The sequence below is a fragment of the Rhodobacteraceae bacterium LMO-JJ12 genome (assembly GCA_021555075.1).
Classification (GTDB): domain Bacteria; phylum Pseudomonadota; class Alphaproteobacteria; order Rhodobacterales; family Rhodobacteraceae; genus JAKGBX01.
This window is the reverse complement of sequence record JAKGBX010000001.1, coordinates 217,456-228,565: the sequence shown is the minus strand read 5'-3', so window position 1 is coordinate 228,565 and position 11,110 is coordinate 217,456. Positions and strand designations below refer to the sequence as shown.

Here is an 11,110-nt window from a genome sequence, read left to right as displayed (position 1 = left end):
GGCGACGGCAGGTGACGCAGATGTGAGTTATCAGACAGAGCTTGGGTGCGGAGTCACGAAATAGCGCGCCCTGTTCAGTTGCGGGTGCTGGCAGACCCTCAGTTCGGCGGGGGCGCCGAGGGTGTGCGCACGCCGGTACTGCGACGATAGCGATTCATCTCGCGACGGGCATTGAGCGTTTCGCGCTTATAGACCTTGTTATAGAGATCCTGACGCGCGATGCGCAGCTTGGTAAAGCGCGATTGACGACGGCGGAAATCTTCATCCTGCGCGGCAAGAGTTTCACGCACGGTTGGGTCGACCCCATTGCGCGACGCATGGCGCACCAGTGCGCCATCGCTGCCCGGCACGCCTTGGGGCGTGAGCCGTTCAGGTCGCCCGCCCAGCGCGGCAATGCCATCGGCCTTCGGGTTGCGGTCGGTCAGGTTGGTGGCGCCCGGTGTCGGCGCAGGAAGCTCGGTAAAGCTCTTGGGTTGCTCAAGCGGCTTGCCGGGCAGGATCGAAAACTCATCCGGGCCGTTGCCCGGTGCCTGAAGGTTGCGCAGCGTGATGTCACGCTCATAGCCGGCACATCCGGCCAAACCGGTTGCCGCCAGGATCAGGATCAAGATGCGCTTGCGCATGGAACACTCCAACACCATTTGGGCAGGTTTCTAACGCATTGCCCGTCAAACGTCACGCGGGGTTTTCGCCCCGGTGAAAATTACCATTCCCACGGCCCCGGCAAACACCGCTACATCGGCGACATTAAAGGCATATGGGTTATTGAAACTACAGCAGGTGACATTCAGGAAATCGGCCACCGCACCATAAAGCAAACGATCGACCACATTGCCCAGCGCCCCGCCAACCAAAAGCCCCGCCGCGATGCGGGTCATTGCGCCGCCAGCCTCATGATGGGTCCACCACAAAACGGCGCCTGAAATCACCAGCGCGACAATGATAAGCACCCACCGCGTGAGTTCATTGTCTTCTGCAAAGAGGCCGAAGTTGACGCCATAGTTCCACGCCATCCGCAGATTGAAAAATCCGGGAATCACAAGAATCTCACCCAGCTCGCGCAGGTTCATCCAATGCACGATCAGGTATTTGCTGGCCTGATCGGCCAGAAAGGTCCAGAAACCGACCCAGAAAACGGTGCGCATCTCTGCTCTCCTGCCTCGTTCGGGCCGGTTCGTCCGGCCTCGACACTTTTTGCTCAACCCTTAGTGCCGGAAATGACGCATCCCGGTCAAGACCATAGCCAGCCCTGCTGCGTCTGCCGCTGCGATAACTTCGTCGTCGCGCATGCTGCCGCCCGGCTGAATCACCGCCGTGGCGCCTGCGGCGGCGGCTTCCATCAGACCATCGGCGAAGGGGAAAAACGCATCCGATGCAACGACAGACCCCTTGGCCGGGCTGTCGGGCAGACCCAGCGCCTCGCCCATGCGGGCGGCCTTGATCGCGGCGATATTGGCGCTGTCGAGGCGGCTCATCTGGCCCGCCCCTACACCTACGGTTGCGCCGTCCTTGACGTATACAATCGCGTTTGATTTCACATGCTTGGCGACCGTCCAGGCGAACAGAAGGTCAGCGAGTTCACGCTCGCTCGGGGCGCGTTTGGTCACCACCTTGAGGTCATCAAGGGTGATGTGGCCGTTGTCTTTGTCCTGCACCAGCAACCCACCCGAGACCTGCCGATAGGTGAGACCCGCCGCCATTGGATCGGCCATGCCGCCGGTGGTCAGAAGGCGCAGGTTCTTCTTGGCGGCGAACACTTCGCGGGCCTCGGCGCTGGCCTCGGGGGCGATCACAACTTCTGTAAAAATTTGTGCAATTTCTTCGGCCGTTGCGCCATCAAGCGGCTGATTGAGGGCGACAATGCCGCCAAATGCGCTGGTTCGGTCACAGTCGAACGCCTTGACATAGGCGTCTTTCAGAGTCGCGCCACGCGCCACGCCGCTGGGGTTGGCGTGTTTGATGATGGCGCAGGCCGGGCCGTTTGCGGCGTCAAATTCGCTGACCAACTCGAACGCGGCGTCGGTGTCGTTGATGTTGTTATAGCTGAGTTCCTTGCCCTGATGCTGAACCGCCGAAGCGACACCGGGGCGGGCGGAGCCATCGGTATAGAAGCTGGCCGATTGGTGCGGATTTTCACCATAGCGCAGGGTCTGGGCCAATGTGCCGGCAAAGGCGCGGCGGCGCGGAGTGGGGTCGCCAATGGCATCGGCCATCCATGTGGAAACGGCAGCGTCATATGCGGCAGTGCGGGCATAGGCGCGTTGGGCCAGCTTGCGGCGGAATTTCGGGCAGGTGGCCCCGTTGTGTTGATCCATATCGGAAATGAGCGTCTCATAGTCCTCGACATCCACAACGACGCTGACAAAAGCGTGGTTCTTGGCGGCGGCGCGGATCATGGCCGGGCCGCCGATGTCGATATTCTCGATGCAGTCGTCCCACTCGGCGCCCTTGGCGACGGTTTCTTCAAACGGGTAGAGATTGACCACCAGCAGGTCGATGGGTTTGATCCCGTGTGTGTCCATCGCGCCGGTGTGATCGGCATTGTCGCGCAGCGCCAGCAGACCGCCATGCACCATCGGATGCAGGGTTTTGACCCGGCCATCCATCATCTCGGGAAAGCCTGTGATCTCGGCCACGTCGATTACGGTGAGACCTGCGTCGCGCAGCGCCGATGCGGTGCCGCCGGTCGAGAGCAACTCGACGCCGCGTTCCGAGAGGGCGCGGCCCAGATCGACAAGGCCGGTCTTGTCGGACACGGACAGAAGGGCGCGGCGAATGGTGGGGTGATCGGTCATTGCGGGTCTCCGATAAGACGATTTGGCAGCTTTCGAGCGTCGCATACGCCAATCAGACGAGAGATTGAACCGCAGTTATGTCGCGCATGCAGAAAAAAGTGGCCGCCGAACGTACGGCGACCATTCAGACCGGCAAATCGTCCATTTTCACGTCGCGGATGCTGACCGGGGTGTCTTGCGCCTTGGAGAGCGACCAGCGCACCCGCGTCGCCGTCTCGGTGGCATGGCCCGAAAGCACGATCTGACGGGCATGGCGGGGTTTGAGCCTGCCTTTTTCGAGATAGACCGAAGGTTCAACGGTCATCTCGATCCCGCCCTCGCTGCGCAGCACCCAAAGCTCGCCACTTTTGAGGCCAAGCGAGACAGCGGCACCGCCCATATCAAGTTCGGCATCGACATCGGGATGCAAATGAAACCGGATGCGAAATTGCACACCGACGCCAAGCCCGTCTTCGAGCAGTTTGTTGAATCGCGCCTCATCGGCCTCGTTGAGACAGATCAGAAGGTCTTCGCCGACCATGCCCCGCCCATCGAAGGTAAGTTCGAGTGTGCGCGCATGGGTCAGCCCGTGGGATTTGACCCAGCCATCATGACCACCCTGAAAACGGATGCCATCGGGCGCCTGGCTCATCTCGATCGGCACATGGCTGGGGGCCTCGGTGAGATATTCGGCATTGCGCCCGGTTCCTCCGGCAAGGCGGGCGCTGGAATATCCCTCAATACAAAGCGTGGAATGCGACGGGGTGGCGCGCCCGGCGCGGCGCCACTCTTCGCCAAAGCTGGCACCCGAACCGCAGTTCACGACCAGCGGGCGGCGCCCCGACGTAAGTTCGAACGCAAGTGTGCTGGCATGGCCGTCATGGCTGGCCCGGCCTTTGGGCGGGGGCGACGCGTCGACGATCACCGAGGTGCGCCCCGCCGATAACCGCGCATAACCCATCGACAGCCCGTCGGGTGCGCGGCCCTTGACGCCCGATTGCGCCAGCGCGTTGTCGAGCCGCCCTTCCAGCCCCTTGCCGCCACCATGATACCGCGCCAGCGAACCATCAGCATGGCGCAGGGTGCGCAGCGTGGGCGCGATCCGTTCAATCGCTTCGAAATGCGTATTGGGCACCGGCTTGCCCGCTTCCGAAAGCGCTGCGGCGGCCCAACACAAGAGGGTAAAAACCTCAAGCAACTCTTCGGGGTTGCGGGTGGGAATGCCGCCTTCGGCATCGACCTGCGCGCGGCATTCGCGCGCCAGCGCCTGAACCGCCGGGGCGACATGCTTTTCCATCCCCTCAAGCGACAGCCCGGCATAGATCAGCCCAGTTAGAGCCTCAAACCGGGGCAGGCCCGGCGTTGTGGCCTGCCAGCGGCGACCAAGAAAGATCGTCTGATGCGCGAGCGAGCGATAGAAAGCGTCAGATTGTTCCTTGTCACTGCCATGCAGCAGAAAAATCGCGTGATTGATCCAGCGGATCAGGCGGCGACCGGTGAGTTCGGGCGTCCAGCCGGGGCCAGCGCCGCCGCCAAATTGTGCCACCCATTCCCAGGTCCATTCCTGAGCGCGGACACGGGCCGGGGCGTCGCCCACCGCCGCCAGATCATCAAGCCAGGCAAAACCGTGGATTTCTTGCAGGAAAGCGGGCGATTTGGCACCAAGCGACCAGATGCTGGCGCTGTCATTCTCGATCAGCTTGCCCGCAAAGAGAAAATTGCCCGCTATAAGCTGTCGTCCGCGGGCAAAGATGCCGATGCTGCGGGGTTCTGGCTGAGACACGAAGGCCGTGGCCGGTTTGCCCACGGCGCTGATGCGCGCTTGCACACGGTTGAGCAGGCGCGTGAACCACACGCGGATCGTTTCGCCTTCGGACATCAACTCGGCCTCATGCGCCCATCAAAGAGCGTCGTTGCGTGCCATACTAGCCCGGCTTTGAGGGCAGGTCATCCACCAAAACCTGGGGTTGGGGATTTTTGCCTACTTGCGTCGAAGCATCGCGATGTAAAACCCATCCATCCCGCCCACATCGGACCAGAAATCAGGGCGCAGACGCAGCCCGCCTTCTTCGGTGATCCAGTCCGGCTCAATACCGGGGAGCGCCAGCGCAGCAGTGTCGATTTCAAGCATTTCGTGGCGGGTTAGAGCCTCTTCTACCTGTACTTCGCCCTCGTCTGGCAGAAGGCTACAGGTGCAATAGAGCAGCCTGCCGCCGGGTTTGAGAAGGCTAATCGCGTGGTCAAGCATCGCGGCCTGCAAATCGATCAGCGCGCCGAACTCTGCACCGTCCTTGGCATGTGGCAGATCGGGATGACGGCGGATCGTGCCGGTGGCCGAACAGGGCGCATCAAGCAGAATCGCGTCATATTGCCCTTCATGAGTGAGCGCATCACCTTCGACGATCTCGGCGGTCAGCCCGGTGCGGCCGAGGTTTTCGGCCACGCGAGTCAACCGGTTGGCCGAGATATCAAGTGCTGTGACTTCGCCACCAACAGCACTGAGTTGTAGCGTCTTGCCGCCGGGGGCGGCGCACATATCAAGCACCTTTTCGCCGGGTTGCACGGCAAGGATACGGGCGGGCAGAGCGGCGGCCGTGTCCTGGACCCACCATTCACCCGTGTCATAGCCGGGAAGGTTCGAGACCTGCGGCGTACCGCTAAGGCGGACAGACCCGGTGGGTAGAAGCGTGCCGCCGGTCGCTTCGGCCACGGCGGCGGGGTCGGTCTTGGCCGTCAGATCAAGCGGCGCGCCAGCGAAATGCGCCGCTTCGATGGCGATCATCACTTCAGGGCCATAGGCCTGAACCAGCGGGCCGCGCAGCCATTTTGGCAGACGCGGAATGCGCAGAGTATCCCATTTTGCGGGCGCTTCATCGGCCATCTTGCGCAGCACGGCGTTGACCAGCCCCTTGATGCGGTTGTGGCGCTTGTGCGAGGCGACGATATTGACCGCCTCGTTCACCACGCCATGCGCATCGCCACCATGAGCCAGCTCAACCGTGGCCATGCGCAGAACGTTGCGTACGTGCACCGGCGGGTATTTGCGCAGGTGTTTTTGCAACAGCCGATCAGCGCGTTCCAGCCCGCGCAATGTGTCGGTGGCAAGCCTCTGGGCGCGGGCGCGCTCGGCCGGGTCAAGCCGGGTGAGAACGCCACTGGCCAAAGCTTCGCTAAGCAAAAGCTGTTCTTCAAGCACTTGGTCGAGCAGGTGCACCGCAGCACGGCGCGCAGTCATGGGAGGGTGCGACATCGGGATTCCTTAGGTCGTCCTTGGCAAAGGCCTAGGCGCGGCATATATCAAGCACATGAGCGTAAAGAAAGACCTCCCCCCCGCCGCGATCCGCGCCCTTGCGGAAGCCGAAGAACGGCGCAAGATCGCCGACGAAGAAGCCAAGGCACGCCCCAAGGAGTTGGGCGGGCGCGACGGGCTTGACCCCGCGCGCTATGGCGATTGGGAGAAAAAGGGCATCGCGATAGATTTCTGATCGCGTTTGTTGAGTGGTTTGGCTGCCAACGCGGGCAACTCGTCCACCCTGTGGCGTCAAAGACCCAGAACGTCGACCATATCATACTGACCCGGCGCTTTATCCTGACCCCAGAGCGCGGCCTTTAGCGCGCCACGCGCAAAGACCGAGCGATCGGTTGCGATATGACGCAGGATGATGCGCTCGCCAGCGGCGGCAAACATCACGTCATGCTCGCCCACGATATCACCGCCGCGAATGGCGCTAAAACCGATATGGCCACGGGTGCGCGCGCCCGTGATGCCGTCGCGGCCCCGATCGGCCACGTCATCCAGCGCCACACCGCGCCCCTCTGCCGCCGCTTCGCCCAGCATCAAGGCCGTGCCCGAGGGGGCATCAACCTTCTGGTTGTGATGCGCCTCGATCACTTCGATATCGTAATCTTCATCCAGCGCTTCGGCCACTTTGCGGGTGAGTTGGGTCAAAAGGTTCACCCCAAGGCTCATGTTGCCAGCGCGCACGATGACCGCATGGCGCGCGGCGGGTTCAAGCGCGGCGATCTCGGCATCGCTCATCCCGGTGGTGCCGATGACATGCACGATGCGCGCCTGTGCGGCCAGCGCGGCAAACTGCAAGGTCGCTTGCGGGGCGGTGAAATCGATCACGGCATGGGCGCGTGCAAAACTTTCCAGCGGATCGGAATCGACCGTCACGCCCAGCGCGCCCATTCCCATCGCTTCGCCCAGATCGTGACCCAGCCAATCATGGCCCGCCCGCTCGATCGCGCCCACAAGCCGCACCTTGTCCGAATCAAGAACGGTGCGCACAAGCATCTGGCCCATGCGCCCCGAGACGCCTGTAATCACGATTCCGGGCAGGTCTGACATTTCGATCCCTCGCGTCTGTCTGTTCACGCCTTGCATATCCCAGCATCCCCGGCTTGGCAAAGCCCGCTCAAAAGACTACATGCGCAGCATGGCAAAGAACAAATTTCACGATGGGCCCGGTCCGTCACAACGGCAACTGAAGGTCGGCGAATTGATCCGGCGCAGGCTGGCCGAGGTGTTGGCGCGCGGCGATATACACGATCCCGAGCTCAACCGGCTCTCGATCACCGTGGGAGAGGTGCGCACGTCGCCCGATCTCAAGATCGCCACTGCTTATGTGATGCCGCTGGGAGGGGAAGGGCGTGACGACACGCTGAAGCTTCTGGCGCGCAATCGCGGAGAACTGCGGCGCGCGATTGGCAAGGCGCTGGGGCTGAAATACACGCCCGATCTGCGGTTTCGTCTTGATGAGACCTTTGACCAGATGGATGCGACCCGGCGCTTGTTTGATCAGGAGAGTGTTCGCCGCGATATCGAGGAGTAGGGCGATGGGGCGCGCAGGGCTGACGATAATTACAGCGGTTTGGGTACTGGCTTGGGCCGGGGCCGCGAGCGCGGTCGAGTGCCGCGATATCACCCATGACGGCAACCGCTATTCGATCTGCGAAGTTGATGCCGCCAGCGAAGAGCTACGGCTGTTTCTCAAGGACAAAACAGGCTCTATTTACGGGCATTTCGGCAATATTGATGCAGCGATGAAGGGCCAGGGCAAGCGGCTCAGATTTGCGATGAACGCGGGAATGTATCACGATGATCGCCGGCCGGTGGGGCATTACCTTGAAAACGGGGTAGAGGCGCAGCGCCTGATTACATCCGCCGGACCGGGGAATTTCGGGCTGTTGCCAAACGGGGTGTTCTGTATCCGCCAAGGCCGCGCCGATGTGTTTGAGACCAAGCGGTTTGAACGCGAAACTCCCAACTGTCGTGATGCCACGCAATCGGGGCCAATGCTGGTGATTGATGGCGCGCTGCACCCACGGTTTTTGCCCGACAGCACAAGCCGCTATGTGCGCAACGGCGTGGGTACATCCGCCGACGGGCGGCGTGTGGTGTTTGCGATATCCAACAACACGGTAACCTTTCATGAATTCGGGCGGCTGTTTCGCGATGAATTGAAGTTGCCACAGGCTCTCTATTTTGATGGCAATGTTTCGCGGCTTTATGCGCCATCGTTGAACCGGTCCGACGCCGGGTTTCAGCTTGGGCCGATCATAGGCGTGGTTGCGCCCGAATAGAGACTGTTTCTTGCAGGATTGACGCAGACTTCGCGCGGCGTTACCCCGCGTATCTTGGCAACAGGAAGGCACCCCATGGCACGCAAACGCAAAGGCCGCGATATTTCCGGCTGGCTGGTGATCGACAAGCCCGCTGGCATGACCTCGACCGCGGTGGTCAACAAGGTGCGCTGGGCGTTTGATGCGAAAAAGGCGGGCCATGCCGGCACGCTCGACCCCGAGGCGACCGGGGTTCTGGCCGTGGCTCTGGGCGAGGCAACCAAGACGGTGCCTTATATTACCGACGCCTTAAAGGCCTATAAGTTCGCCGTGCGTTTTGGGGCAGCGACAAACACCGACGACGCCGAGGGCGAAGTGATCGCCACGAGCGATAAGCGGCCGAGTGACGAAGAAATCAAGGCGGCGCTGGGGGCGTTCCTTGGCGATATCATGCAGGTGCCGCCCAAGTTTTCCGCCGTGAAGATCGACGGGCAGCGCGCCTATGCTCTTGCGCGAGCGGGTGAGGATGTTGAGCTTGCCGCGCGTCCGCTCTGGGTGGAAGAAATATTGCTGAACGACCGGCCCGATGCCGATACGGCCGTGCTTGAGATGACCTGTGGCAAGGGCGGCTATGTGCGCTCGATTGCCCGCGATCTGGGCGAGGCTCTGGGCTGTTATGGGCATGTGACCTGGCTGCGGCGCGTATGGTCGGGGCCGTTTGATGCCGAAGACGGTCTCAGGCTGGACGAAGTTGAGGCCAAGGCGAAAAGCCCCGAGCTGGACGAATGGCTGCGCCCGCTGGAAGAAGGGTTGGGCGAGTTGCCCGAGGTCAAGGCGACCGAGGCGGGGGCCGCGCGGCTGCGCAATGGCAATCCCGGCATGGTGATCGCGCATGACATTGAATACGGCGATGAATGCTGGGCCTCGTATCAGGGGCAAGCAGTAGCCGTGGGCATTTACAAGGCTGGAGAGCTGCACCCGAGCCGGGTTTTCAACCAGTCAGCATGACAATCACACCGCACCGCGCTATTATCTGAGCGGTGGTGTGGACACCCATTTTGGCAAGGAAAGGCGCAGGGCTATGGTGCAAACCGTCGATCTCAATTCGGATATGGGCGAGGGCTTTGGCCCTTGGAAGATGGGCGATGATGCGGCACTTCTTGATGTGATTACATCGGCCAATATCGCCTGCGGGATGCATGCGGGCGACCCCGATGTGATGGCCCGCACGATGCGCATGGCCATGGACAAGGGTGTGGGCATCGGCGCGCATCCTGGATTTGACGATCTGCGCGGTTTTGGGCGTCGTCGTCTGCCGATGAGCCATGCGGAACTGACCAATCTTGTTACCTATCAACTGGGCGCAGCGCAGGGCATGGCGAAAGCGGCGGGCGGGCACGTACGCCACTTCAAGCTGCATGGCGCGCTGTCCAATATGTGCAGCGAAGACATCGAACTGGCGCGCACCTGTTATCGCGCCGCTCTGGCGGTGGATCCGGATATCATCGTGATGGTACTGGCCGCGACGGCGCAACAGCAGGCAATCGAGGAGCTGGGCGGCAACTGGGCTGGAGAGATTTTCGCCGATCGCGCCTATAACGACGATGCCACGTTGGTGGATCGTTCGCTGCCCGGCGCGGTGCTGCACGACGCCGATGTGGCGGCGAAACGGATACTGAACATGCTGGGCGAGGATGCGATTATCGCAGAGTCGGGCAAGCGTATTGCGGCAAGGATCAACACGATCTGTCTGCATTCCGACACCCCCGAAGCGGTCGAGATGGCGCGCGAATTGCACCGCTTGCTCAGCAGCGCCGGGGTGACCCTGCAAAAGTTCTGACGCTGAAACAGGAAACGCGCGCAGGTTGGACCCGCGCGCGTTTTTTAAATGTCAGCCGTCAGTCCGCCTTAGTTGGTCAGGATGTAATAGCTGTTACGTACGCGACCCTGGTTGGCCACGGCCACAACGAAGTAGCCATCCCAGCGCGGCGTGAACGAGCAGTAGAGCTTGTCAGAATAACTACGATCAAGGCAGATCGTGTTGCCGTTCTCGTCCGTAACAAGCAGATCAAGATCGGCGTCACCATCGCCCAGGATTGCAATCTCGGCCAGCCGCCCGCCATAAAAGGGCACCTTGAAGATGTCGATCTTGCCCGCGCGCAGACGCGACAGGGTGCGTGACGCGCCACCGATCCGGCCGCGTGCGCCCTCGGCCTCTGCGTCCTCAATCAGACCCATCAAGGCCGCATCACCACCGGCATATTCCTTGGCTGCGGCCAGCATGGCCATTCCATCCGCCGGGGCATCGGCGTTGCCATCGGCATCAGAAACCTCGCCCGCATCCGGGTTGTCCTTGGTTTCCTTTTCACGCTCTACATCCGCAACATCGAGCGACATCATGATCTGCGCTGCCGCAAGGGCTGCAACTGCGTTCTTGGTCTCTTGCGCGTGGCTAAAGAGATCCTGTGCCAGCGCGGCTTTGGAGACCACACCGGGGGCGGCATCTTGGGCCATCTGCTGCACATTTTCGCCGGTCTTGTCCTCGGCCATGGCGGCCATCGGCATTGTAGCAAGCGCAGTGGCGCTTAGCAGGGAAAACAGAAAACTACGGGTCATTAAAATGGTCCTTCGGTTGGTTTTTATGGGTAGTCTTTCAAGCTCTGAAAAGATGATGTCAGCACAACCTGCCGTTTTCCAGCGTTTGTTTATGACAAATGCCGTCAGAAAGTCGCAGCCCGCCGCACCATTCGGGGCGCGGCGAGCGTCTTTGG

General features: G+C 61.5%; 12 protein-coding genes. 5 read left to right on the top strand and 7 right to left on the bottom strand.

Going from position 1 to position 11,110, the window contains the following annotated elements; genetic code table 11:
• Positions 1–98 precede the first annotated feature (98 nt).
• From LZG00_01140 to LZG00_01120, 5 genes are all read right to left on the bottom strand, one after another.
• The gene (locus LZG00_01140) at positions 99–623 is read right to left on the bottom strand and encodes a DUF3035 domain-containing protein (protein MCF3592600.1); all 525 of its coding nucleotides are present in this window, start codon (positions 621–623) and stop codon (positions 99–101) included.
• A 45-nt stretch (positions 624–668) separates the two neighbouring features.
• On the bottom strand, positions 669–1,145 hold the full coding sequence (gene lspA, locus LZG00_01135) for a signal peptidase II (protein MCF3592599.1): 477 nt from the start codon (positions 1,143–1,145) through the stop codon (positions 669–671).
• A gap of 60 nt (positions 1,146–1,205) precedes the next feature.
• The gene (purH, locus tag LZG00_01130; GenBank protein ID MCF3592598.1) at positions 1,206–2,795 is read right to left on the bottom strand and encodes a bifunctional phosphoribosylaminoimidazolecarboxamide formyltransferase/IMP cyclohydrolase; all 1,590 of its coding nucleotides are present in this window, start codon (positions 2,793–2,795) and stop codon (positions 1,206–1,208) included.
• Positions 2,796–2,919: 124 nt separating this feature from the next.
• Positions 2,920–4,653, bottom strand: a complete 1,734-nt coding sequence (locus LZG00_01125; protein MCF3592597.1) for a heparinase II/III family protein — start codon at positions 4,651–4,653, stop codon at positions 2,920–2,922.
• Positions 4,654–4,755: 102 nt separating this feature from the next.
• The gene (locus tag LZG00_01120) at positions 4,756–6,024 is read right to left on the bottom strand and encodes a methyltransferase domain-containing protein (protein MCF3592596.1); all 1,269 of its coding nucleotides are present in this window, start codon (positions 6,022–6,024) and stop codon (positions 4,756–4,758) included.
• A gap of 55 nt (positions 6,025–6,079) precedes the next feature.
• On the opposite strand from LZG00_01120, the gene LZG00_01115 reads away from it, so the two are divergent.
• A complete protein-coding gene (locus LZG00_01115) occupies positions 6,080–6,259 on the top strand; it encodes a DUF1674 domain-containing protein (protein ID MCF3592595.1) in 180 nt (59 codons plus the stop codon).
• Positions 6,260–6,315: 56 nt separating this feature from the next.
• Here LZG00_01115 and dapB read toward each other — a convergent pair whose 3' ends face one another.
• Positions 6,316–7,125, bottom strand: a complete 810-nt coding sequence (dapB, locus tag LZG00_01110) for a 4-hydroxy-tetrahydrodipicolinate reductase (GenBank protein ID MCF3592594.1) — start codon at positions 7,123–7,125, stop codon at positions 6,316–6,318.
• 88 nt (positions 7,126–7,213) lie between these two features.
• Between dapB and rbfA the strand changes: the two genes are divergently transcribed.
• The 4 genes from rbfA to LZG00_01090 all read left to right on the top strand — a co-directional run bounded on the left by rbfA (position 7,214) and on the right by LZG00_01090 (position 10,179).
• Positions 7,214–7,609 (top strand): 30S ribosome-binding factor RbfA, encoded by a 396-nt coding sequence (gene rbfA, locus LZG00_01105; GenBank protein MCF3592593.1) that lies wholly within the window; start codon positions 7,214–7,216, stop codon positions 7,607–7,609.
• A 4-nt stretch (positions 7,610–7,613) separates the two neighbouring features.
• Complete coding sequence (locus LZG00_01100; GenBank protein ID MCF3592592.1) at positions 7,614–8,360, top strand: phosphodiester glycosidase family protein; 747 nt, start codon at positions 7,614–7,616, stop codon at positions 8,358–8,360.
• 75 nt (positions 8,361–8,435) lie between these two features.
• On the top strand, positions 8,436–9,347 hold the full coding sequence (truB, locus tag LZG00_01095; GenBank protein MCF3592591.1) for a tRNA pseudouridine(55) synthase TruB: 912 nt from the start codon (positions 8,436–8,438) through the stop codon (positions 9,345–9,347).
• Positions 9,348–9,420: 73 nt separating this feature from the next.
• The gene (locus LZG00_01090) at positions 9,421–10,179 is read left to right on the top strand and encodes a 5-oxoprolinase subunit PxpA (protein ID MCF3592590.1); all 759 of its coding nucleotides are present in this window, start codon (positions 9,421–9,423) and stop codon (positions 10,177–10,179) included.
• Between the two features lie 68 nt (positions 10,180–10,247).
• Here LZG00_01090 and LZG00_01085 read toward each other — a convergent pair whose 3' ends face one another.
• On the bottom strand, positions 10,248–10,955 hold the full coding sequence (locus LZG00_01085; GenBank protein ID MCF3592589.1) for a hypothetical protein: 708 nt from the start codon (positions 10,953–10,955) through the stop codon (positions 10,248–10,250).
• Between the last annotated feature and the right edge of the window lie 155 nt (positions 10,956–11,110).

Excerpts from the sequence above, each read along its gene's own strand:
- LZG00_01140 (MCF3592600.1), bottom strand. The coding sequence starts at position 623 with ATGCGCAAGCGCATCTTGATCCTGATCCTGGCGGCAACCGGTTTGGCC.
- lspA (MCF3592599.1), bottom strand. The coding sequence starts at position 1,145 with ATGCGCACCGTTTTCTGGGTCGGTTTCTGGACCTTTCTGGCCGATCAG.
- purH (MCF3592598.1), bottom strand. The coding sequence starts at position 2,795 with ATGACCGATCACCCCACCATTCGCCGCGCCCTTCTGTCCGTGTCCGAC.
- LZG00_01125 (MCF3592597.1), bottom strand. The coding sequence starts at position 4,653 with ATGTCCGAAGGCGAAACGATCCGCGTGTGGTTCACGCGCCTGCTCAAC.
- LZG00_01120 (MCF3592596.1), bottom strand. The coding sequence starts at position 6,024 with ATGTCGCACCCTCCCATGACTGCGCGCCGTGCTGCGGTGCACCTGCTC.
- LZG00_01115 (MCF3592595.1), top strand. The coding sequence starts at position 6,080 with ATGAGCGTAAAGAAAGACCTCCCCCCCGCCGCGATCCGCGCCCTTGCG.
- dapB (MCF3592594.1), bottom strand. The coding sequence starts at position 7,125 with ATGTCAGACCTGCCCGGAATCGTGATTACAGGCGTCTCGGGGCGCATG.
- rbfA (MCF3592593.1), top strand. The coding sequence starts at position 7,214 with ATGGCAAAGAACAAATTTCACGATGGGCCCGGTCCGTCACAACGGCAA.
- LZG00_01100 (MCF3592592.1), top strand. The coding sequence starts at position 7,614 with ATGGGGCGCGCAGGGCTGACGATAATTACAGCGGTTTGGGTACTGGCT.
- truB (MCF3592591.1), top strand. The coding sequence starts at position 8,436 with ATGGCACGCAAACGCAAAGGCCGCGATATTTCCGGCTGGCTGGTGATC.
- LZG00_01090 (MCF3592590.1), top strand. The coding sequence starts at position 9,421 with ATGGTGCAAACCGTCGATCTCAATTCGGATATGGGCGAGGGCTTTGGC.
- LZG00_01085 (MCF3592589.1), bottom strand. The coding sequence starts at position 10,955 with ATGACCCGTAGTTTTCTGTTTTCCCTGCTAAGCGCCACTGCGCTTGCT.